We start from the raw sequence: 23,799 nt of genomic DNA on the forward strand, positions 1-23,799 counted from the left end.
TGGACACAATGTACCTTGCGGTACTCAATATATATTAAATTAGGATGTTATACTAATTAACGATTACTCGATGATTGTAGCAACACGTCCTGATCCTACAGTACGTCCACCTTCACGGATAGCAAATGTAAGACCCTGGCTCATAGCGATCGGATGAATCAGCTCGATTGTCATCTCGATGTTATCTCCAGGCATGCACATCTCTGTTCCCTCTGGAAGGTTGCAAACACCTGTTACGTCTGTTGTTCTGAAATAGAACTGCGGACGATAGTTGTTGAAGAATGGTGTATGACGGCCACCCTCGTCTTTAGTCAGAACGTAAACCTGAGCTGTGAATTTTGTATGGCATGTAAGTGTTCCTGGTTTAGCAAGAACCTGTCCACGCTCGATCTCGTTTCTCTGAACACCACGAAGAAGTGCTCCGATGTTATCACCAGCCTGAGCCTCATCAAGAAGTTTACGGAACATCTCGATACCAGTTACAACAACTTTACGAGTCTCCTCTTTGATACCAACGATCTCAACTTCCTCAGATACGTGAAGAACACCAGCCTCAACTCTACCAGTTGCAACTGTACCACGTCCTGTGATGGAGAATACGTCCTCTACAGGCATTACGAACGGTTTATCTGTGTCACGCTGTGGGTCCGGAATGTACTCATCAACAGCATCCATAAGCTCCATGATCTTGTCTCCCCATGGGCCAGCCGGATCCTCAAGAGCTTTAAGAGCAGAACCCTGGATAACCGGAATGTCATCTCCTGGGAAGTCATACTCGGAAAGAAGATCACGGATCTCCATCTCTACGAGCTCAAGAAGCTCCTCATCGTCTACCATATCACATTTGTTCATGAATACAACGATGTAAGGAACACCTACCTGACGGGAAAGAAGGATATGCTCTTTAGTCTGAGCCATAACACCGTCTGTAGCAGCAACAACAAGGATAGCACCATCCATCTGAGCTGCACCTGTGATCATGTTCTTAACGTAGTCAGCATGTCCTGGGCAGTCAACGTGTGCGTAATGTCTACGCTCTGTCTGATACTCAACGTGAGCTGTAGAAATTGTGATACCACGCTCTCTTTCCTCTGGAGCTTTATCGATATCCTCAAAGTTCTCTACTACGTTTCCTGGAACTCTCTCTGCAAGAACTTTAGTGATAGCTGCTGTTAATGTTGTTTTACCATGGTCAACGTGTCCGATGGTACCAATGTTACAATGCGGTTTTGTTCTCTCAAACTTAGCCTTTGCCATTTTAAAATGTCCTCCTTAAAACTTGGCTCTATCAAAATTAGAGCATTTTTTCAGATTTAAACTTGCTAACCTTGATTATATTGCAAACCAAGGTTATTTGCAAGCATTTTATTATTTTATATCAGATCAGTCCTTTTTGGAAAGGATCTTCTCCTGTACAGACTTCGGAACCTGCTCATATTTCTCGAAGAACATAGAGTAGTTACCACGTCCCTGTGTTCTGGAACGAAGGTCTGTAGCATATCCGAACATCTCGGAAAGTGGAACATATCCACGGATCATCTTACCGCCGCCGATATCTTCCATACCCTCGATACGTCCACGACGGGAGTTGATATCACCGATAACGTCACCCATGTAATCCTCTGGTGTAGTAACTTCGACCTTCATGATTGGCTCAAGAAGAATCGGAGCTGCTTTCTGCATAGCATCCTTGAATGCAAGAGAACCTGCAATGTGGAATGCCATCTCAGAAGAATCGACTTCATGGTAAGAACCATCGTATACATTTGCATGTACACCAACTACCGGGAATCCTCCGAGGATACCAGCTTTCATAGCTTCCTCGATACCTTCGCCAATTGCCGGGATGTATTCCTTCGGAATAGCACCACCAACAACTGTGGACTCGAACTTGTACAGCTCTTCTCCGTTGGCATCCATAGGCTCGAATTTAACTTTACAGTGACCATACTGTCCACGACCACCAGACTGTTTAGCATACTTGCTGTCTACATCAACAGGCTTGGTGATTGTCTCTTTGTAAGCAACCTGAGGTGCACCAACGTTAGCCTCAACCTTGAACTCACGAAGAAGACGGTCAACGATGATATCCAGGTGAAGCTCACCCATACCAGCGATAATGGTCTGTCCAGTTTCCTGATCTGTATGAGCACGGAATGTCGGGTCCTCCTCAGCAAGCTTAGCAAGTGCCTCACCAAGTTTGCCCTGTCCAGCTTTTGTCTTAGGCTCGATCGCGAGCTCGATAACTGGCTCCGGGAACTCCATGGACTCAAGGATTACCGGATGCTGCTCGTCACAGATTGTATCACCTGTTGTAGTGAATTTGAATCCGATCGCTGCAGCGATATCACCGGAGTAAACCTTATCCAGCTCCATACGTTTGTTAGCGTGCATCTGAAGAATACGTCCAACACGCTCTTTTTTATCTTTTGTGGCATTCAGTACATAAGAACCGGAGTTCATTGTTCCTGAATAAACACGGAAATAAGCAAGTTTTCCTACGAATGGGTCAGTCATGATCTTGAATGCAAGAGCGGAGAACGGCTCATCATCAGATGAATGTCTCTCAACTTCGTTGCCGTCAAGGTCAACACCCTTGATAGCCGGGATATCTGTAGGAGCCGGCATATACTCAAGGATTGCATCCAGAAGTTTCTGAACACCTTTGTTTCTGTAAGCGGAACCGCAGCAAACCGGTACTGCTGTACACTCACATGTAGCTTTTCTGAGGACAGCTTTCAGCTTGTCTACAGAAGGCTCATCTCCCTCAAGATACTCCATCATGAGGTCATCATCCAGCTCGCAGATCTTCTCGATCAGCTCTGTATGATAAAGTTCTGCATCTTCCTGCATATCCTCCGGGATATCAGTAATGGAGATGTCATCACCCTTCTCATCATTGTAGATGTATGCTTTCATCTCGAAAAGATCGATGATTCCTTTGAAGTCATCCTCTTTTCCGATCGGAAGCTGAAGGCAGATAGCGTTTTTACCAAGACGAGTCTTGATCTGCTCTACTGCACCGTAGAAGTTTGCACCAAGGATATCCATCTTGTTGATGAATGCCATACGAGGTACATTGTAGGTATCAGCCTGACGCCATACGTTCTCTGACTGCGGCTCAACACCACCCTTAGCACAGAAAACGCCGACAGCACCATCAAGTACACGAAGGGAACGCTCAACCTCAACAGTGAAGTCTACGTGTCCTGGTGTATCAATGATGTTGATACGATGCTCAAGAGCACCTGGCTTTGGCTTGCAGTTCTCCTCAAGAGTCCAGTGACATGTTGTAGCAGCGGATGTGATTGTGATACCACGCTCCTGCTCCTGCTCCATCCAGTCCATTGTCGCTGTACCTTCATGAGTATCACCGATCTTGTAGTTAACACCTGTGTAATAAAGAATACGCTCTGTAAGAGTTGTTTTACCAGCATCGATATGCGCCATGATACCGATATTTCTGGTTCTCTCTAATGGATATTCTCTTCCTTCTTTTCCAGCCAATGAATTTTCCTCCTCGAATTAGAAGCGATAGTGAGCAAATGCTTTATTTGCCTCAGCCATCTTGTGCATGTCTTCTTTTCTCTTAACGGATGCACCTGTGTTGTTCATTGCGTCCAGAAGCTCATTAGCCAGTCTTTCTTCCATTGTCTTCTCGCCTCTCTTACGTGAGAACATTGTAAGCCAACGAAGAGCAAGTGCCTGACGTCTGTCTGCTCTTACCTCGATCGGAACCTGATAAGTAGCACCACCGATACGTCTTGCTTTTACCTCGAGAACTGGCATGATGTTGTTCATAGCCTCTTCAAATACTTCAATTGCTGGTTTACCAGCTTTTTCCTCTACTCTGGTGAATGCACCGTATACAATTTTCTGAGCAACACCTTTCTTACCGTCTAACATGATGTTATTGATAAGCTTGGTAACCACTTTGTTATTGTACATCGGGTCAGCCAGAACGTCTCTTTTCTGAGTATGTCCTTTACGTGGCACGTTACTTCCCTCCTTAATCATATTGATTATATCATCGGTACTCACGCAGTAAAACTATTGCATGTTCGCACTGGTAAGGTCCTATATTTAACCCGCAACCGACAGGGTATATGGAATACCGTACAAATCCTTATAGTCTTCCGCTGTAATACATTAGATGAATAATATCTTTGTAATCCTCCTGATTATCTGCAATCAGGAAGCGGCGTAGATTTCTGATCTACAAAAATTATTTTTTAACTTTAGGTCTCTTAGCTCCGTATTTGGAACGAGCCTGTTTTCTGTTAGCGACACCTGCGGTATCAAGAGTACCTCTGATGATGTGGTATCTTGTACCAGGTAAGTCCTTAACTCTTCCTCCACGGATAAGAACAACGCTATGCTCCTGAAGGTTGTGACCCTCTCCTGGAATATAACTTGTTACCTCGATACCGTTGGAAAGACGAACTCTGGCGATCTTTCTAAGAGCTGAGTTAGGCTTTTTAGGAGTAGCTGTTTTAACAGCAGTACAAACACCACGTTTCTGTGGAGCAGCCTGATCAACTGCTTTCTTTCTTAAAGAGTTGTATGTTTTCTGCAGAGCCGGTGCTGTAGATTTTTTAACAGCTGTCTGACGGCCCTTTCTTACTAACTGGTTGAATGTTGGCATTCCATTTCACCTCCCGATTTATTTCTCCATGGGCTTTCCCATGGGGCCTTGCGGTTGCTATTTACAAATTACGGCATGCGAAAATATAACGTTTCATTCGCACGCTTGCTCATTATAGACCGTAAATACAGGGCTTGTCAAGGTGTTTTATAAAGAATTTTTGCTGATTTTACAGGGGTTTTACACGGTTTTCTCCATAGATGTCACAACCTGCCGGAAATACCCATTTTTCTTCTGCTGATATACCAGAGTATTCCCAGTATTCCTGCTATTAATATAGAAAGAACTGCTCCCGCCTGCAGCCCCGGAGTCCGATATTTCATAGTAACCGTATGTGTCCCGGCCGAAAGCTTTACACCGGTAAGCCCCTGGATGCTTTTCCCATCGACCTTTTTCCCATCTACATAAATCTGCATATCAGGATCATAAAATATGCTGAGAAGGAGCATTCCATCCTTTGCTGCAGCTATGGTACCCTTTCCATTCTTCAGATCCATCTGCTGGGAAGAAAGCATTTCATAGATCTCATCCAGGTCCGATTCCCGGTAAGTTCCCAGAACCGCTTCCTGCATTCCGGTTTCCGCAGTTACATGCACAACCGTATCCGTATCATAAGTGCCAAGATCCAGGAAATTATTATTCCAGTAATCGGATTTCTGCTCCTGGCCGTTGATCGTTACAGTTTCCGGCTCTGTCCCCGGAATATAGAGATACCCATGCTCCCCTTTTTTCAGCGAAATATCAAAATCCACAGTCCCGGCCCATACTGCTTCTGAAGACACCGTCTGCATTTTGTACAGTCTTTTTCCCGCAATACCGCTAAGCAGCCGGTTCTGAACCTCAAGTGGATTTGTTCCTTCCATTGCATAGTCCAGTACGGAATCACTGACCATATATCCTGCTTTCAGTGCTCTCGGATTCTCATAGAGATCAAAGGACTGGCTTTCTCCGATTTTTTTATAAACAGTATGAAGCTTTCTTGTATTCCTGCAAAACAGATATCGTATTCCCAGAAGCATATCCGTCACTTCCGTGGATCCCGCATACTGAAAACGATTTTCCAGATTTTCAAAGCCCATGTTTTTTACAAAATCCCACATTTCCTCTGTATTAGTAGAGGAATACATAGATATCCCGTTCAGCTGATACAGCATCTCTTCATTTCTCACAAGAGGATTTACGATGGCGGCACGGTAATCCACCTGATCCACACCGGCAGACTCCAGTAATCCACAAACCTCCTGCTCACTTTCCACATAAATATCACGGTTTGCGGTTCCATTATCTGTAATACTGACGATTCCGTGAATTCCTGTCTCTGCAAGGATCAGCACTGCCAGCACCAGACATCCCAGCTTTCGGATCTCCACACAGCAAAAGGCATGACCGGACAGTTTTCCACAGATACACCGTTCCGTCCACATAACCAGAAAGAATACTGCAAGAACCCCTGCTGTAAGCAGAAGTCCCCAGATATTTCCGCTTTTGATCCCCACAACGATACAGAAGCCCTCTGCAGCGATCAGTCCGGCAAAAATTCTTCCTGTGCTTTCATTTTCCACATTTCCCCATGCATCACAGGACATTTTCAACAGCAGAAATATCAGGATGAACACAAAACGATTGGGGATTCCCACAGGTTTATGCAATCCGTGAAAAAGCAGATTCAGCGCTGTGATATGGATCCCCGCAAAATACAAAACGATCAATATACCTGTTACGATTTTTTCTGCTGTGCGGATTTCTTTATTCAGAAAATAAATCCCGGCAAAAAGCAGCACTGCACAGCCACAGTAAAGATTCACATCTCCCTGGTCGCCGGATTTTACAAAGGACAGGGAATCCTCGAATAATGCGCCCAGCTGTTTCCAGATATCTCCGTACACTCCCGAAAGTCCGGTGCCTGCCTCTTCCGCCGCTGCAGTTCTGGATACCGCAGCAATTCCGGGGATCAGTGTGATTCCTGCAAGTCCGGCTCCGGCAACAGACGCCCCGGCAAATTTCAATAATGAAAAACGGATTTTCTCCGGCCGTCGACCGGATTCTGCCGCAGCCAGCTCTGCCAGATAATAAAAAGCAACAAATGTGCATAACATAAATCCCATATAATAGCTGGTTAAAATACAGTACCCCAGCACCAGACAATACCCTCGCCATTTTCCGGTATGCACCAGCTGTTCAATAAGATATGCAAGCACCGGAAGAAGCATGATACAGTCCAGCCACATCACATTGCTGTAATAGCCTATAAGAAAATCAGACAGTGCGTACATACAGCCAAGAGAAACTGCCATACTTCCTCTGCCCGGATATTTTTTCCCGGAATACCATGCCATGGATACGCTGCAAAGCCCTGCCTTGATCAGGATCACCGCAGTGACAGCCTCGTTTACATACATGAATTTCATAAACAGCAGTATTAGGAAGCTGAACGGACTGCAGAGATAATAGCAAAACAATCCGTAAAAATTATATCCCATGGCATGTGCGGACCAGGTCCAGCCCGCTCCCTTTCCAAGCTGCTCTGAAAGTTCCCTGTAAAAGGCTGTATACTGATGGACTCCATCTACCACCAGCGCCGAATTCTCTCCAAAAGGATAAACACCCTTCAATGCAAAGCCCAGCGTAAAGATCAGAACCGGAAACAGAAACGCCATGAGATAGATCCACCCTCTGTTTCCCTGTTTTTTGTTTTTTTCCGCTTTCTGTATTCTTATTGGTCTCATTTCATTTCCTCGTCTGTCTGCAGTAATTCCAGGCCGTTCTGTTCTGGACAGCTGAATTATCTATCGGCTGTTATTTTCTGAAATACTGTTATTTCTTTTCCGTCGTTTTTTCCTACTGTATCATGTTTTTGTGAAATTACTGCGAATTTTTCAGAGCAAAAGAAAAAAGCTGTCACATCATTGGAGACGCAGAAAACTCCGCCGACGTAACAGCTTCTTTCTGAAGGAATCTGTGTACGCTGATCCACAGATCTCTTCATGGGTGTAATTATTAACTTTATGTGATGAGTTTTTTAGTTCCCGGCCTGTATGATACGGATATTCACATATCCTGAGGTGGCTGTTTACAGGTTAAGAACTATTATGGATATATGATAGCATGGCCATATACATTTGTAAAATTGATATTTCGTGTTTATAATATAGAATATTTTAATATTTATCAAACGGATAAAAGCCTCTACCACACGGTAAAATCCTGTTTTTATAAAACGGTATAGCCTCTGGATTTCAGGCAGGATCTCACTTCCATGATATCCTCGGTATGGAATACCATGATCGGCTTGCCGGAATCACGGTTAAAGGAGAGGTACAGATAATCCACGCTCACATTACTGTCCTTCAGTGTAAGAAGCAGATCATTCAGATTTCCGGTCTTATCCTCAACCTCCACTCCGATCACCTCGATCACGTGGCAGAGATATCCTGCAGCAATCAGAGCCTCCATTGCCTTATCCGGCTCCGAAACTACCATTCGTACGATTCCGTACTCTGCGCTGTCATTGGTCACAGAGCCCAGAATGTTGATATCCTCGTTCTTCAGGATACCGGTAATGTTCTGCATGACACCCTTTTTATTTTCTGCATAGATGGATAACTGTTTCAGCATGATAAAATCCTCTCTTTCCTATGTGCTTTATTTTGCTGTTCTATCGTATGATAAATCTTCGCACATCTTATCAGGTATGTCAACCAGAGCAAGCCGGATAATAACACAGACATTCATATTTTAGTTTACCCGGCTCCATAAACACTGATATTTTATGATCAGCATTTAACCCGGCCCGCCTGTTCACCGCATGTGAGCATGGAGATATTTTTCCCGGGTAGCGATACCTCCCCGGATATGTCGCTCCTGCTTGTTTACATCCAGTACCTTGCGAACTTCTATGGCCAGAGCCGGATTGATCATTTTCAGGCGTTCTACGCAATCCTTATGTACCGTACTCTTACTGATCCCGAATTTCTTAGCTGCCTGCCGCACCGTAGCCTTTGTTTCAACAATATATCCTGCGATCTCAACTGCACGTTCTTCAATATAATCCTTCACTGCCAAGCCCCCGAAGACGCTTTTTTACAGTGTATGCATGAGGAAAATGCGATATGTGTTTCGTGCTACCTATGTACAGATTTATTTTTTTGTTAGTTGAGGAATATTATCTAATACATTTATAATATTGCTTGTACCAGTTTTATAGTTCTTTTCAGAAAGTTTTCTTGTATTAATATTATTAATTTCTTTTCTTATTTTAAAGCCTGCCGCTTCCTTTTTCTTCTGACTATCATTTACACTATGCCCAAGATATACCTGTTCTACATCTTTACAAAACCAGACAAATTCTGCTTCGTGGTCATCGCAGTACTTCTTCGCCTTTTCCAAAAATTTCAAATCCTCCGGATTATTAATATACTCATCACAATCAAAGCAATAGATTACTTTTGATTTATTTGTTTTTGAAGTTGCACGATATTGCGAAATATAACCTTTTATCTCTCTTTCTTTTTTATTACTACTATAATTTCCTCTTCCATCCATATACACAACGCTTAATTTGACTTTTATACGATCATATAGATAAAAATGTTCAATAGTCTCTTTAATATAAATCCAGTCTGAATTACATTTTTTATTCGTTTCTACAACAAATATCAACTGCACCCCCACTATTCATCCTCCTCACCAACTCCAAAGACCCCTATAAAATCAATAGAATCTACATTAAAAGGAGATCCTTCTATCATTCCATTTCGATAAAGTTTGGAAGGAGAATAATTTCCATTTGTAACCCAAGAATAAATTTTATGATCTTCGGACAAGAAATCAATTGACTTCTTATGCTGTTTCAAAATATCCATAGGACCAACATTATGTGTCGTAAAGCAAAGCTGTCCTTCTCCATATTCCATCAAATACTCCAATAATGCACACAAATAAACATCATGAAGGTTTGAATCGAGCTCATCAATAAAAACAATACTGCCACGCACCATTTCATTTAAATATGCAAATAATTTAATGAGTTTCTTTATGCCCGTACTTTCAAATTCTGCATGAATTTTATAATCTTCATAAACCATTATCAAATCACAAATCCATATATTATCTTTTTCTTTCCTGTCAATTTCAATATTCTGCAAATCCGATTTGAAAATACGCAAAAATTCATACAGCCTATTAACTGTTTTTTCAAAATGTGAATATGAAGCTTCAGGAACATAGTTTTGGGTAATTTTTAATACATTAAGATGATCACTGTCCATTTCCAGTAAACTATTTATCCATTCATCATTTTCTGTCTCATGTTTTTCTTCATTATAATATTCCATGGAATTTCTGGTAACATATTCTCGATGATCATCAGATTCATCTACATACACATGTAGTTTCATGCCTAAAATATTGAGTATAAGAAGGCTATTCCAAATAAAACTTTTTTCTTGTTTACCTTCCTTTAATGAAGGAATAAAAAACTTTTCATAAAACAATGAACTCATAGATGACATTGCCAATAGGTTCATCGTTTTAGGTATAATATCCTTTTCTGTTTTTTCCTGACTATAGAGGAATTTTACAGTTCCATCAATAATCTCATAAACGAAGGTCATTCCTTCACTTCTTGATGTTGCATTTTTGACAGCTAATTTTTCATAAGAAATATGGTATTTTCCTATAATATTTTTAGACAGTATTATATTATACTTAAAAAGCAAGACATTTTCTGGAATCTTTACTATATATTCTGCCGTTATATCTAATTTATTCAATTTCTTATTAATCATTTCATCCAGATTTTTCTGAGCAACCGGATTAGCCAAATACCCGGGATTAGTCAAAAGATTTCTCAATATTTCAACAGAGGTTACAATACCTGATTTACCCGAACCATTCATCCCATAAATACCTTTAATATTATAATCTTGTGTGTCCGGCTCTTTTGAAATTGTCTTTTTATAAAAAGACAATGAAACCGTCTGATCTAGCGTTTTTATTCCTTTTACTGAATAATTCACCAAATAAACATCCTTCATTTTATGCACCTCCTGTTTATTTATAGTATACCATCTTTGTTTGCAAATATAAATACATTTTGTATTTTTTTGCATTAATCTTTTGTGTATTCCGGGAATAAACTTATCGTTTTCTCTATCTCTCTATTTAATTCATATAACCATTTTCCTTGTCTAAATTCTTCTTCCGACATATCATAATTTGGTTTTGGATTTTTTATCATTGTATCATAATAATTTCTCCAATCACTAAGAATTCTTTCTTTATCTATTTTTATCTCCTTCATTTCTTCATTTTCCGTTATCATTCTGTAAATTCCCTTCCCCTTAAGTTCAATCTGATGTTTTTTATTTTTTAAGCGACTCAATATTACATTCAAATAATTTTCATTTTGAAGTAGAGTCTCATCCTGCAATCTAATTTCATTTTTTAATTCTGTAAGTGAGTGCCATTCCTTATCTTGTAAAACTGAAAAAATTATTGCTTCTATTCTTTTCATTTTACTCATGGCTATTCCTCTCTATCCGAATCTGTAAGTTCACTATATTCACACTCTAAAGCTTTTGCTATTCTTTTCACTGTTTCTATGCCACAATTAATATTTTCTTTTTCTATACGTTGTATTTGACTTCTCGACAACTCTGCTTTTTCAGCTAATTTTTCTTGCGTATAATTTAAAGCAATTCTTTTTCTTTTTACTACTTCACTATTAACACCACTCATCGTAGCTTTATCTCCTTACATTTTTCATTACATTCTATAATACATTTTTTTAAATTTATCGTCAGCACCTTACATGATGCTTTTTAACTTTCTCCTGAAACTTTCACCCTCATATTATAAATGACATTCATCAGTCCCATATTATCAAGCTATGTCTACAGCATTTCCATTACAAAAACTATGTCCTCTTCAAATTCTCTTCGTAAAAATCTCAGTTACAAATAAAACTGAAAAATACAAATCAGCTCAAGAACTACACTGATTCACCTAGCCAGAACAGTCGTAACTGTGGTTTCCTGTTCCCAAAACTCCATTGATCACATAAACAGAAAATCCAGTCTAACATTCAAAGCACTGTTAAAATCAAAAAAACAACTGACACTTCACTAGTATCTGCACAAAATACAAGCTGCCATACCCAACAGGAGATGAATTTTTTATCTGCATTCACCTCCCATCGTCATACGGCAGCTTTCCTCATCATTACAGAAATAGAAAATAATTTAATTCTTTTTCGCCTGCTTATAAAGCACAAGACAGACGATCACAAACACAACCGTAACCGCTACGGTAAGCGGAAGGATCATAGAAGAGCCCGCCCCGAGCAGAAGGCCAAATCCCTGTCTCAGCGTCAGGATTCCAAAGATGGAAAAAATAACAAATGCAACTGTATTGAGGATTCCCTCCGGTGCCTTGCTTTTCAGAAGATATCCGATCAGAAGTCCGATCACATCCGCTGCAAAAAGTCCCAGTGAACAGGCAAGCCATACCACAACCGCTGAACTCAGTCCCTCATTGGCACCAAATGTAATTGCGGTAAGCTGTGTCTTATCCCCCAGCTCCGCAACAAAAAATGTGCAGAATACAGACAGCGGTGCAAATCTGATCTTACGATCCTTAACATTCTCTTCCTCATCATCGTCACCCTTCAGTGTTGTCACCGCAAAAAACAGGAACGCTGCACCTGCAATCAGACGGATCAGCCAGGTAGGGACCACGGTACTGATAATACCTCCTGCAAGCACTGCCAGTCCGTTGAGCACCAGGACAGCAACACCGGTTCCAAGCAAAATATCCTTCAGCTTGAACCTGGAAGTCATTGCCACCAGCATCAGCTGTGTTTTGTCACCCATTTCCGCAATAAACTGGGTAAAAAGCACTTTCATAAATAACAGCATTTTTCTTCTCCTTTGCATATTCATCCGCTCTGGAGCCATAAAAAAAGACCCACGTATACTCTATCTCTGTAACAGAAATAAAATATACATGAGTCTCATTCTTTAAGATTTGCCAGGTGCATGCACCAGTATGTTGACAAACCACGTCTACACGCGAATTACTCCCTCACGGAATTGATTTTCGTCATTGTAGCAAAGTTGAGAAATTTTGTCAAGAGCATTAGAAAGCTCCGCCTGTGCTGTACAAGAGAACCGGCGATTCCTGCCGACACCACTAGAAATCCCTGCCTGCACCGCCACCGCCGAAGCTTCCTCCGTCTCCGGAGCTTCCGCTGTCGTAGCTGTCATAATCATCATCTCTGTCATCGTCATTACCGGAACTTCCGCCGCTGCTTTTTCCCCCTCTTCCCAGGATCCAGCTCAGCGGAAACAGGGAATTAAAGAGCCGGTGCAGTACACTCATACGGCTGAAATTCTTTTTCCAGTAGTCTGCGGTATCCTTTCCCGACAATTTCATTATCAGGCCCTTCAGAACCAGAACCATAGTTACGATAAGAAATACAGGCAGCATCACGCACAGCAGATATGCGCCCACCATGAGCAAAACGATCATTACAAGCCCCAGCGCGATCTCCCAGACAGTTCCCTCATCCTCATCGTCGTCCACATCCTGCTGCACCTTCTCATACCTGGGAGCTGTTATTTTCTCCAGGCCGTATTCCTCACGGATCTCATTTAGCAGTGCATAATAAAGCTCCACGGTACCTTTTTCAAACTGATTGTCTTTATAGGAAGGAACTGCATATTCATCCAGAAGTCGTCCGGTCTTTGAATCAGGCAGCTTTCCCTCAAGACCGTAGCCGACAGATACCCAGACTTTACGGTCCGAAACCGAAAGGACGATCAGGACACCATTATTTTTCTTCTTTGAACCAATTCCCCATTTGCGGCCGGTTTCCACTGCATAATCACTGATGTCTTCCCCATCGGTGGTATCCACGGTAAGGACAACCAGCTGCGCTGTGGTATCCTCATACAGCTGCTCACCAGCCTTGCAAAGCTCTTCCTTCCAGGTATCGCTGAAAAACCCTGCATAATCATTAACATAGAATTCTTTTGTGGCAGACGGGATTTTCCCGAAAGCTGCCAGCGTACTTCCGGACAGCGTCAATACAAAAGCCAGCAGCACAGCCATCCGTCCGATCCATTTTTTCATAGGATATTCTCCCTCTATCCGTTCTTTCATTTCATCAGAACAATGGTCTGATCTTATCACTCTGCCAGCATATCCCCTACATCCGGCGTATCTGCTGCTGAATCATCGGCCTCAAAATACGACGCCTTCTCAAAGCCAAGCATGGAACCAAATACATTCCCGGGGAATTTCACAAGCCTTGTGTTATAAGCTTTCACAGCCTCATTATAATCTTTTCTCGCTACAGAGATCCGGTTTTCACTTCCGGACAGTTCATCCATCAGGCCCACATAAGTAGTATTGCTTTTCAGTTCCGGATAATTTTCCACCACAACCTTCAGACCGGAAAGTGCACTGTCCATCTGCTGATCTGCCTCAGATTTCTCTTCCACGGTATCTGCATTCATCAGCTGGTCCCGCGCCTCCAGAACCCTGTCAACAACCTCCGTCTCATGCTTCGTGTAACTTTTTACCGTGCTGACGAGATTCGGGATCAGATCTGCACGTCTCTGCAGCATGGTATCCACATCAGCCTCTGCAGTTTCCACAGCTTCTTTACTCCCGGCAAGCCCGTTGTAACTGAGCATAAGTCCTCCGGCAAGGACCACGATCACTGCAATAACAGCCAAAAATACTTTCTTCATCTCTTTTCCTCCCTTCCGGTATCACAGATAACCTTTCAGCCTGCGATACAGGATTTTTTATATCCCCATTGTACCAGAGCATACAGGATTCCACCAGAAAAACTCACCTTTTCGATCAGAATTTTTCTGCCATTTCCATAAGTCCCTGATATATTTTTTCGGAAAGCGGAATGGAAACACCAAGTTTCTTCGCTTCTTTCACAATATAGCCGCTGAAGGTTTCCAGCTCCGTCTGTTTTCTCCGGATGCGAAAATCTCTCTGCAGGGAGCTGGTTGCATTATCTGCATGTACATGGCGGAATTTATGAATCACCTCATTGATGTGCTCATCCGTCAGCGCAACCCCCTTGGCCTGACCTACACTGGCAGCTTCCCATACAAGCTTCTCATACTGCTGCGCTTTCACTGGATCTCTGCGGAGCTCCCCGATGGTATTATCATAAAAAGCAGTCATCACATTAAAGGCACAGTTGAGGATATACTTTCTCCAGATTTCCACCTCGATATCCCCCTGATCCTTATAGTCAATATCCGCACCTTTCAGGATCCCTGCCACTTCTGCAACTTTCTTCTGCTGCCGTTCATCCGCATCTTTGATTCCAATACAAAGCCACGTAAACGTATCCTGCTGGGAAATGGAAAAATCCTCATTGGCAAAAGCCACCGTATAGATCAGCGAATCCACAACCGTTCCCTTACCAACCAGACGGCGGATGTTTTCTCCCGGGTCCACACCATTCATCACAGGAATGATCACGGTGTCATCCGTGACCATGTCCCGGATACTTTCGCACACCTCAGCCAGTGAATAATTTTTTACACAGATAAAAATATAATCCTGCTGTCCCATATCCTGAATTGGCACTACCTGCTCTGGCTTTGCCACGATCTCACCCTTATAATCACTGTGGAGCACCAGGCCTTTTTTCCGGATGCTCTCTGCCCTGGCGCCACGTGCAACCATCGTCACATGCGGATACGCCTTCGCCAGCAGCCCGGCTATGTAACCACCAACACCACCAATTCCGATCACTGCGATCTTTTTCTCTTCTGTATTCATATTTTCTGTTTCCTTTCCTGCTGTTTCTCACTAAGGACTTACCCTCCCCGGAAAAAATGTGGATATTCACGATCCGCATTGACAAACAGCATGGATATTCACAATCCGCATTCGCTACCTGCTCATTGTATCAAATATTCCCATACATTTCCAGAAAGCAATTTTCAGTAATATCCTATTCGAAAAAAATACAGAAACTTTTTATCCCGTCTTTTTTTGTCCCGGATTCTGGTGTATACTGGATATAAATTTTTTACGAAAAAAACAAAAATGTGAGGTGACAAAAATGGATACTAAACCCGTTTTTCACGGAAGTGATATAGAAAAGATCTGCAGCTACTACAATCTGAAAAAAGAAAACATCGTCAAATTCGGTGCCAATGTCAATCCTCTGGGACTTTCCCCAAAAGCCGGCAGAGCCATTGCAGAACACGTGGATATCCTTTCCTCCTACCCGGACAGAGAATACACATCCCTTCGGAATACGATTTCCAGCTACTGCAATATTCCCGCTGATTTCATCCTTCCGGGAAACGGCTCCAGTGAGCTGATCTCCCTTCTGATCCAGGAGCGTGCCCCGAAGCACACTCTGATCCTTGGGCCTACCTATTCTGAATACTCCAGAGAGCTCTCTTTCTCCGGAAGTACCCAGGAATACTACCACCTTCAGGAAAGCAATGATTTCGAGCCGGATATTCCGGATCTCTGCCGGAAGCTGGAGCAGGGCTATGATTTTCTCATCCTCTGCAATCCCAACAATCCGACCTCCTCTGCCATCACCCAGGAAGAGCTTCGCAGACTTATCAGTTTCTGTGCTGAAAAAAATATCTTCGTGATGATCGACGAAACCTATGTGGAATTTGCCCCGGATATCAACGCCATCACCGCAGTTCCGCTGACACGGGAATTCACCAATCTCATGGTACTCCGCGGCGTATCCAAATTCTTCGCCGCTCCCGGAATACGCCTGGGCTACGGCATCACCGGAAATATGGAATTTCTTGCAAAAATGCGCGAAAAACAGACACCATGGTCACTTAACAGCTTTGGTGCCTTTGCAGGAGAGATCATGCTGCAGGATGAAGATTATATTAAAGAAACCAGAAATCTGGTCCTTTCCGAACGCGACCGGATAATCCGGGAACTGAGGGATACAGACACCTACAAAATCTATCCCGCCTATGCAAACTTTATCCTGCTCAGGATCCTGAAAAACGGACTGACCTCCTATGACGTATTTGAAGCCTGTATCAGACAAGGCATGATGATCCGTGACTGTTCTTCCTTCCAGTGCCTGGACGGGGAATTTGTACGATTCTGTATTATGATGCCGGAGGACAATTCACGACTTGTTAAAGTGCTAAAATCGCTGTAAAAGCTGTACAATACGATCCGAGATTTCCGGATCTCCTGTTTTATGCCTCCTGTGCCTGACAGACATTTCTGTCAGGCATTTTTTTACCTGCATATTTTTCTGTAAGGATCACTCCAATATGGTGCGCTCATATATGCGCACTTGTCATTAATTTATTTTTCCTAAATATAAAAAAGAGTTGTTGCCGAACAGATGATCACTCACACCTGCCATACAACAGCTCTTTTTTCATTTCATATCTTTAAAATCAATCCGTCATTCAACTATATGCTCATAACAAAGCACTTTTTCCCAAGTTTATCAAATTAAATTCAACATCTTCAACGCATTACTCTCCGTCACAGCCACAACCTCCTCGCAGCTGATTCCCTTAATCTCCGCAATGGTCTTCACAACCTCCGGCAGATACAGAGAACTATTTCTCTTTCCACGGTTCGGCACAGGTGCCATATAGGGGCAGTCGGTTTCCAACAGGATCTGATTCAGCGGCGCATACTCTGCCACTTCCTTCAGCTTCCGGGAATTCTTAAAAGTAACCACTCCACCGATTCCCAGATAAAGTCCCATATTCAGATACTCTCTTGCAATCTCCTTACTATAGGAAAAGCAATGGATAATTCCACCATACATCCCGTCCTTCATATACTCTCTCACGATATTCAGCGTATCCTCCGCAGCGTCACGGCTATGAATGATAAACGGAAGCTTTTTCTCACGGGCGATATCCATCTGCTGGCGAAATACCTTCTGCTGGAGAAGATGCTCTTCCTTCTCCTTATGCCAGTAATAATCCAGGCCGATCTCGCCTACAGCTACCGTTTTTTTCATGTCGCAATATCTGCGGATCTCATCCAGAACTGCTGCATCCACCTTATCCGCATCATCCGGATGAACACCCACTGCGCCATAAACAAAAGGATACTTCTCAACCAGATCATAAACCCGATCAAAATGCCCCACCGAAGCACACACATCCACAATATGCCCGATCCCGTTCTCCTGCATACTATCCAGCATGGCAAAACGATCCTCATCAAAAGCCTCATCATCGTAATGTGCATGAGTATCAAAAATCATAGCTTTATCCACAGTCATCTCGTCACCGACGGAAACTTTTCCACCTTTCAGTACTCTTGTAAACACACCTTCACGGGGCATGATGCACTCACCCATCTTCTGAAAAATGGCACAGCCATTGTGGCACTCCTTTCCGATCTGAGTCAGCTCCAGCACAACCTCACCACAGCGAAATCTGGTGCCAACCGGAAGCTTTGCGAAATCAATCCCTTCCACAACCAGATTCTCACCAAAAGCACCATCCTCGACCTCTGCGCCCTTCGCACGAAACGCATCGATCTTTTCACCGGAAAGAAGACTCACCTGCCGGTGCCACTTTCCGGCATGAGCATCCCCCTCAAGCCCCCAGTCCTCCACAAAAACTGCAGACCCAACATTCTTCTTCTGTGTTCCTTTCTTCTCACTGATACAAACCGCAAGTACTTTTCCCATAACAGACTCCTATTAATTACACATCGTTACCAAATTTATTCCTATATCACACCAGCAATATTGATTTCCAAAACCTACCACATGTAACTCTCAAGCCTCAGGAATTATGAATCGCTGGAGATGAATTTTAATCATAAAACCTACCACATCCAACAGCCAGCCCAACGGAGGCAGGGCCAGTACGGTGACGTTAGCGGAGTGGCCGTCGAGAGGCGAGTATAGCTGCTGCCACCGAGCGCCCTGTTTGAGCCGCAGGCGAGTTGGCGCGAATGGCAGCAAATCAGCGACGCAGCCGAACAGGCCGCGCAGCGTGTCACCGTACTGGCCCTGCCTCCGTTGGGCGTCCGTTCGTTAGTCTAAGTATACACCACACACTACCGTCCGCATTCTCCAGCATCGCCGGTCAAAATCTCAATCCCATGCCCCAACGCCTCAATAATAACCTCCAGGCACTCCCTGACAGCCTTAGGGCTCCCCGGCAGATTAACGATCAATGTCCCCTTCCGGATCCCGGCCGTAGCCCGGCTCAGCATCGCCCGCTTCGTGATCGTCAGACTAAACGCCCGCATCGCCTCCGGAATCCCCGGCACACGCCGCTCAATCACATCCTCCGTAGCCTCCGGCGTCACATCCCTCTGAGAAAACCCGGTACCACCCGTAGTCAGGATCAGCTCCGCAAGCCCCCGATCTGCGATCTCAGCCATCCGGCTTCCAAGCATCCCACGGTCATCCGGCAAAACATCCACAGAAACAACCTCATACCCGGCCGCCTCCATAATCTCCTTCACAGCAGGACCACTAAGATCCTCACGCTCTCCTCTGTAACCCTTATCACTAGAAGTGATCACAGCAACTCTCTTCATCACTCAACCTCCGATCTGAGCCATACAAAGCTTCTCCGTCTTATCATCCTTCTGTTTCTCCAGGCCTACGCCAAAAGCATGCCCGTCCGGTTTCTCCGCCAAAGCCTCCAGGATCATAGCCTTCAGCACCTCATCCAAACCACCACTGCGGATCACCTCCCGAAGATCCCTTCCCGCCGCATACTGCAGACAGGTCTTCAAAAAGCCCTGAGAAGTCAGCCGGATCCGGTTACACTCCCCACAGAACTTATGGCTCACCGCGCTGATAAACCCGATCTTTCCGGAAAAACCATCCACATCATAATAATGACACGGTCCATTCCCAAGGGGCTCCCCAACATACAGCGAAAACCGCGGAAGCTTTTCCCCAAGGATCCGAAGCAGTTCCTCCTCCGACACCCCATGAAATTCTTTTCCCATCCCAATGGGCATCATCTCAATAAACCGCACATGCACCCTGTGATCCCTGGCAAAAAGCGCCACCCGGCAAAGATCCTGCTCCGGGATCCCAAGAGGCACACAATTGATTTTCAGTGAAATCTCCGGATACTTCATTGCCTCCGAAATCCCTTCCAGCGTCCGCCCCAGTTCATCCCGCCGCGTGATCCTCCTGCTGCAGGCCTCATCCAGCGTATCCAGGCTGATATTCAATCCGTCCAGCCTCGCCCGGGCAAAATCACTCATCTGATCTTTCAGAAGCACACCATTTGTAGTCAGAGTCACCTTCTCGATCCCCGGCATATTTTTCAGTTTTTCCACCAGCTGAGGCATCCGCGGCCGTACAAGCGGTTCCCCGCCGGTCAGCTTGATCTTCCGGATACCCAGCTCTGCCATCACCCGGCAGATCCTCAAAATTTCCTCTTCCTGCAAAATGAGGGAGCGCTCCACATGCTGCACTCCCTCCTCCGGCATACAATAAATACACCGCAAATTACATCTGTCAGTTACGGAAATCCTGAGATAATCAATATTTCTTCCGCACCTGTCTATCATTATTTTTCCTCAAAACGAAAATCTCCGCTTTTGCCTCCTGTTTTTTCTTCCAGATGGATATCAGACATGACCATGTGCTTGTCAATTGCCTTGCACATGTCATAAATGGTAAGAAGCGTCACCTGAACACCTGTCAGCGCCTCCATCTCCACGCCTGTTTTTCCCTCTGTTTTTACCGTGCAGAATACACGGATCACTCCCGCATCCTCATCCGTCTCAAAATCCACAGAACACTTCTGGATGGGAAGTGGATGACACATGGGGATCAGCTCAGAAGTACGCTTCACACCCATGATACCTGCCACACGGGCCACACCAAGTACATCACCCTTTTTCACATTTCCGCTTTTTACCGCGGCCATGATCTCCGGGCTTACCTGAATGGAACCCGTGGCTGTTGCCGTACGGTGAGTGACCAGTTTGTCGGACACATCCACCATAACAGCATTGCCGTTTTTATCAAAATGATTCAATTCCATATCTGTCTATACTTAGCAGATCTCAGCGCCTGCAGGCATCTCTTTCTCCGGTACCATCAGGGAAAGATTTCCGTCTGCATCCTCTGCACAGAGGATCATACCCTCGCTGAGGATTCCGGCAAGCTTAGCAGGCTTCAGGTTTGTAACGACCATAACCTTTTTGCCCACCATTTCCTCTGCGGAATAATGAGCCTTGATTCCGGATACGATCTGACGAACCTGACTTCCGATCTTAACCTGAGAGCAGAGAAGTTTTCTGGATTTCTTAACCTCCTCACAGGCGATGATCTCACCAACCTGGAACTGCAGCTTCTCAAAATCATCGAAAGTGATCTCCGGCTTTGCCTCGATATCGATCACATTCTCTGTTTTCTCCTCTTCTACCTCTTCCTTCGGCTCTTCTTTCGTCTCTTCTTTCTTCGGATGAAGCTTCTCAACCTTCTCAAGAACCTCTTTCAGATCAAGTCTCGCAAAAAGGATCTCCGGTTTGTCGGTTACGCGGTTTCCTGAAGGATAAAGACCAAACTGCTCCATCTCCTCAAGAGTTCTCTCGTTTGCGTTGAGCTGTACAAGAATACGCTCTGTTGTACGCGGCATAAAGGATTTCAGAAGAGATGCGCCGATGCAGATTCCCTCAACCAGGTTGTAGAGAACGGTTGCAAGACGATCCTGCTTTGTCTCATCCTTTGCAAGTGCCCATGGCATTGTCTCGTCGATATATTTGTTGCAGCGTTTAAACAGAGAGAATACCTCTGTGATAGCATCTGCCACACGAAGCTTGTCCATTTTTGCGGAAACGTTCTTCGGAACCTGAAGGATGAAGCTCTTAAGATCCTCATCAACCGGCTCAATAACATTCTTATTCTCAACGACTCCGTTAAAATATTTGTTGGACATGGAAATTGTACGGTTTACAAGATTTCCAAGTGTGTTTGCAAGGTCGGAATTCAGTCTCTCAACCATCAGCTCCCATGTGATCACACCGTCATTCTCAAATGGCATTTCGTGGAGTACAAAATAACGGACAGCATCTACACCGAAGAACTCAACCAGCTCATCTGCATAGATTACATTTCCTTTGGATTTACTCATTTTTCCATCGCCCTGAAGCAGCCATGGATGTCCGAATACCTGTTTCGGAAGCGGAAGATCCAGAGACATCAGGAAGATCGGCCAGTAAATGGTATGGAAACGGATGATATCTTTTCCGATCAGGTGAAGATCTGCCGGCCAGTATTTGTTGAATTTATCGCTGCTGTTTCCGTCGCAGTCATAGCCGATACCTGTGATATAGTTTGTCAGGGCATCCAGCCATACATATACAACGTGCTTCGGATCGAAATCTACCGGGATTCCCCATTTAAAGGATGTTCTGGATACACAGAGATCCTGAAGTCCCGGAAGAAGGAAGTTGTTCATCATCTCGTTTTTACGGGACTCTGGCTGGATGAAATCCGGATGTGTGTTGATGTAGTCAATAAGCTTGTCTGCATATTTACTCATTTTGAAGAAATATGCCTCTTCCTTGGCAGGTACGCATGGACGTCCGCAGTCCGGACATTTGCCGTCTACAAGCTGGGACTCTGTGAAGAAGGACTCACATGGTGTACAGTACATTCCTTCATAATGACCCTTGTAGATATCTCCCTTTGCATACATTTTTTTGAAGATTTTTTTGACCTGCTCTTCATGGTCTTTATCTGTTGTACGGATGAATTTATCATAGGATGTGTTCATCAGATCCCAGATACGTTTGATCTCGCCGGAAACATTATCTACGAATTCCTTTGGTGTAACACCAGCTTCCTCAGCCTTCAGCTCGATCTTCTGGCCATGCTCATCAGTACCTGTCTGAAAATATACGTCATAACCCTGCTGTCTTTTAAAACGTGCGATCGCATCCGCAAGAACGACCTCATAGGTATTTCCGATATGCGGTTTACCGGATGTGTACGCAATGGCAGTGCTGATATAATATCTCTGCTTTTCCATCTTTTCTTTCCTCCATAAATATAAAAATAAATTGTGTACTTACTCATAACGGACTGAAAATATATTCCGTCAAAACAGGAAATTTCCTGTCCGGGGACATTGGAAGATTACCAAGTAATTCTCAGCGACATAAAAAAACGCCTTCTCATACCATAACGATATGAGAAGACGAGTTATTACCCGTGTTACCACTTCTTTTCGTTCCTGCCTCACGGCAAAAACCTCATCAGGTACAGCAAGCTCTATACCCTTCCGCTATAACAGGCGGTCCTGTCACTGCCTGCCGGTGTCCGTTAAATCGGACATTCGCACTTCGCTTATCGCGTTTAAACCGGTTCAGCAATGCCTCTCCGAAGCCATCTTCCATCTGTGCCTGCACATCCCTCTCAGTCTCGGAACTCCTGCATAAAGTGAACCTTTACCATTCACTCTGCCGCAAATCTATGACATCAACTGCGTCACAGCCTGCATCTAAAAAGTCCTCCGGGGATTTCCCTGTAGTACGGTGTACACATGTACTCTCTTCTTCCATGAGTTTTCCATATGGGAAAATCGTAACACATTTCCGATGGTTTGTAAACGGGGAATTTCGATACTGTATTACATTCTCCTCTGCCTGTACATCCACCGCCACGCCATCCGGAACGCAATAGTTGTCAGCGTCATTCCTGCTGCCATGCTCACTGCAAAAAGGATCGTATAGATTCCGTCTTTCTGGAATTTCGCCCAGTCCTTCATCAACATCCAGTTCATTGTCCGGTAAAGTGCTGCTCCCGGAATCAGCGGAATTGTCGCAGAAACCAGAAATACAGTTACCGGCGTTTTATGAATTCTTGCCATACATTCTGCATACAAGGTAATAGCTACTGTTGACCAGAAACCGCACACATACGGACTTGGCGTTATGAACTCTACTGCCAGATATACAGCCCAGGACAGGCATCCACCCAATGCCGCAAACCAGAGTTTTTTTCCATGGATATTAAATAATGCCGCAAAACCGAGGGATCCTGTGAAGGATACGACCAGCTGTATGATTTCCCGCATATTTTCCTCCTGAATAAAATCATAACTACTCTCAAATACTCCCATCATCTGCTGCATTTCGCTACTCCGCAATTGATGCAG

22 protein-coding genes and 1 pseudogene are annotated in these 23,799 nt (G+C 44.1%); 1 reads left to right on the forward strand and 22 read right to left on the reverse strand.

Annotation, left to right across the window (positions count from 1 at the left end):
- Positions 1 to 63 precede the first annotated feature (63 nt).
- From tuf to NCY57_RS12390, 15 genes are all read right to left on the reverse strand, one after another.
- The gene (gene tuf, locus NCY57_RS12320; RefSeq protein WP_015526359.1) at positions 64 to 1,257 is read right to left on the reverse strand and encodes an elongation factor Tu; all 1,194 of its coding nucleotides are present in this window, start codon (positions 1,255 to 1,257) and stop codon (positions 64 to 66) included.
- Between the two features lie 126 nt (positions 1,258 to 1,383).
- Entirely contained in the window at positions 1,384 to 3,507 is a 2,124-nt protein-coding gene (gene fusA, locus NCY57_RS12325; protein WP_255363785.1) for an elongation factor G, read from the reverse strand.
- Positions 3,508 to 3,525: 18 nt separating this feature from the next.
- Positions 3,526 to 3,996, reverse strand: coding sequence for a 30S ribosomal protein S7 (rpsG, locus tag NCY57_RS12330; RefSeq protein WP_059086633.1), 471 nt, complete (start codon positions 3,994 to 3,996; stop codon positions 3,526 to 3,528).
- Between the two features lie 229 nt (positions 3,997 to 4,225).
- A complete protein-coding gene (rpsL, locus tag NCY57_RS12335) occupies positions 4,226 to 4,645 on the reverse strand; it encodes a 30S ribosomal protein S12 (RefSeq protein ID WP_015526360.1) in 420 nt (139 codons plus the stop codon).
- A gap of 203 nt (positions 4,646 to 4,848) precedes the next feature.
- Complete coding sequence (locus NCY57_RS12340) at positions 4,849 to 7,371, reverse strand: YfhO family protein (RefSeq protein WP_022426579.1); 2,523 nt, start codon at positions 7,369 to 7,371, stop codon at positions 4,849 to 4,851.
- A gap of 484 nt (positions 7,372 to 7,855) precedes the next feature.
- On the reverse strand, positions 7,856 to 8,260 hold the full coding sequence (locus tag NCY57_RS12345) for an ACT domain-containing protein (protein WP_015526362.1): 405 nt from the start codon (positions 8,258 to 8,260) through the stop codon (positions 7,856 to 7,858).
- Between the two features lie 183 nt (positions 8,261 to 8,443).
- A complete protein-coding gene (gene spoIIID / locus NCY57_RS12350; protein WP_110103084.1) occupies positions 8,444 to 8,701 on the reverse strand; it encodes a sporulation transcriptional regulator SpoIIID in 258 nt (85 codons plus the stop codon).
- 81 nt (positions 8,702 to 8,782) lie between these two features.
- Positions 8,783 to 9,316, reverse strand: coding sequence for a hypothetical protein (locus tag NCY57_RS12355; RefSeq protein ID WP_173739592.1), 534 nt, complete (start codon positions 9,314 to 9,316; stop codon positions 8,783 to 8,785).
- Positions 9,316 to 10,680 (reverse strand): AAA family ATPase, encoded by a 1,365-nt coding sequence (locus NCY57_RS12360; RefSeq protein WP_173739591.1) that lies wholly within the window; start codon positions 10,678 to 10,680, stop codon positions 9,316 to 9,318. The genes NCY57_RS12355 and NCY57_RS12360 overlap by 1 nt, the downstream gene beginning before the upstream one ends.
- A 74-nt stretch (positions 10,681 to 10,754) precedes the next feature.
- The gene (locus tag NCY57_RS12365) at positions 10,755 to 11,168 is read right to left on the reverse strand and encodes a hypothetical protein (RefSeq protein WP_173739590.1); all 414 of its coding nucleotides are present in this window, start codon (positions 11,166 to 11,168) and stop codon (positions 10,755 to 10,757) included.
- A 2-nt stretch (positions 11,169 to 11,170) separates the two neighbouring features.
- Positions 11,171 to 11,383 carry a helix-turn-helix domain-containing protein gene (locus NCY57_RS12370; protein WP_173739589.1) on the reverse strand — a complete coding sequence of 71 codons (213 nt, stop codon included), beginning with the start codon at positions 11,381 to 11,383 and terminating at the stop codon, positions 11,171 to 11,173.
- Between the two features lie 503 nt (positions 11,384 to 11,886).
- Positions 11,887 to 12,561 (reverse strand): TMEM165/GDT1 family protein, encoded by a 675-nt coding sequence (locus tag NCY57_RS12375; RefSeq protein ID WP_044962442.1) that lies wholly within the window; start codon positions 12,559 to 12,561, stop codon positions 11,887 to 11,889.
- Positions 12,562 to 12,835: 274 nt separating this feature from the next.
- A complete protein-coding gene (locus tag NCY57_RS12380; protein WP_173739588.1) occupies positions 12,836 to 13,777 on the reverse strand; it encodes a TPM domain-containing protein in 942 nt (313 codons plus the stop codon).
- Between the two features lie 56 nt (positions 13,778 to 13,833).
- Positions 13,834 to 14,400 (reverse strand): LemA family protein, encoded by a 567-nt coding sequence (locus NCY57_RS12385; RefSeq protein WP_173739587.1) that lies wholly within the window; start codon positions 14,398 to 14,400, stop codon positions 13,834 to 13,836.
- 115 nt (positions 14,401 to 14,515) lie between these two features.
- Positions 14,516 to 15,460 (reverse strand): ketopantoate reductase family protein, encoded by a 945-nt coding sequence (locus NCY57_RS12390; RefSeq protein WP_173739586.1) that lies wholly within the window; start codon positions 15,458 to 15,460, stop codon positions 14,516 to 14,518.
- A 286-nt stretch (positions 15,461 to 15,746) separates the two neighbouring features.
- Between NCY57_RS12390 and NCY57_RS12395 the strand changes: the two genes are divergently transcribed.
- Positions 15,747 to 16,835, forward strand: a complete 1,089-nt coding sequence (locus NCY57_RS12395) for a pyridoxal phosphate-dependent aminotransferase (RefSeq protein WP_173739585.1) — start codon at positions 15,747 to 15,749, stop codon at positions 16,833 to 16,835.
- 300 nt (positions 16,836 to 17,135) lie between these two features.
- Here the strand turns inward: NCY57_RS12395 and NCY57_RS17070 are convergent, their stop codons facing one another.
- From NCY57_RS17070 to NCY57_RS12430, 7 genes and pseudogenes are all read right to left on the reverse strand, one after another.
- Positions 17,136 to 17,912, reverse strand: a complete 777-nt coding sequence (locus NCY57_RS17070) for a TatD family hydrolase (RefSeq protein ID WP_250789733.1) — start codon at positions 17,910 to 17,912, stop codon at positions 17,136 to 17,138.
- Positions 17,913 to 17,936: 24 nt separating this feature from the next.
- A pseudogene (locus tag NCY57_RS17075) lies at positions 17,937 to 18,344 on the reverse strand (MOSC domain-containing protein); the annotation flags it as partial.
- A gap of 374 nt (positions 18,345 to 18,718) precedes the next feature.
- Entirely contained in the window at positions 18,719 to 19,207 is a 489-nt protein-coding gene (locus NCY57_RS12410) for a MogA/MoaB family molybdenum cofactor biosynthesis protein (RefSeq protein ID WP_173733157.1), read from the reverse strand.
- Positions 19,208 to 19,210: 3 nt separating this feature from the next.
- Positions 19,211 to 20,200 (reverse strand): GTP 3',8-cyclase MoaA, encoded by a 990-nt coding sequence (gene moaA, locus NCY57_RS12415; protein WP_250789726.1) that lies wholly within the window; start codon positions 20,198 to 20,200, stop codon positions 19,211 to 19,213.
- On the reverse strand, positions 20,200 to 20,679 hold the full coding sequence (gene moaC, locus NCY57_RS12420) for a cyclic pyranopterin monophosphate synthase MoaC (RefSeq protein ID WP_250789727.1): 480 nt from the start codon (positions 20,677 to 20,679) through the stop codon (positions 20,200 to 20,202). The genes moaA and moaC overlap by 1 nt, the downstream gene beginning before the upstream one ends.
- Before the next feature lie 12 nt (positions 20,680 to 20,691).
- Positions 20,692 to 22,671: a methionine--tRNA ligase gene (metG, locus tag NCY57_RS12425; protein ID WP_250789728.1), complete on the reverse strand. Its 1,980-nt coding sequence runs from the start codon at positions 22,669 to 22,671 to the stop codon at positions 20,692 to 20,694.
- Positions 22,672 to 23,271: 600 nt separating this feature from the next.
- Positions 23,272 to 23,775: a threonine/serine exporter family protein gene (locus tag NCY57_RS12430; protein ID WP_015526384.1), complete on the reverse strand. Its 504-nt coding sequence runs from the start codon at positions 23,773 to 23,775 to the stop codon at positions 23,272 to 23,274.
- Positions 23,776 to 23,799: the final 24 nt, after the last annotated feature.

Origin of the sequence: Blautia sp. MB18-30, from assembly GCF_023669475.1 — a bacterium.
Taxonomy (GTDB): domain Bacteria; phylum Bacillota; class Clostridia; order Lachnospirales; family Lachnospiraceae; genus Blautia_A; species Blautia_A fusiformis.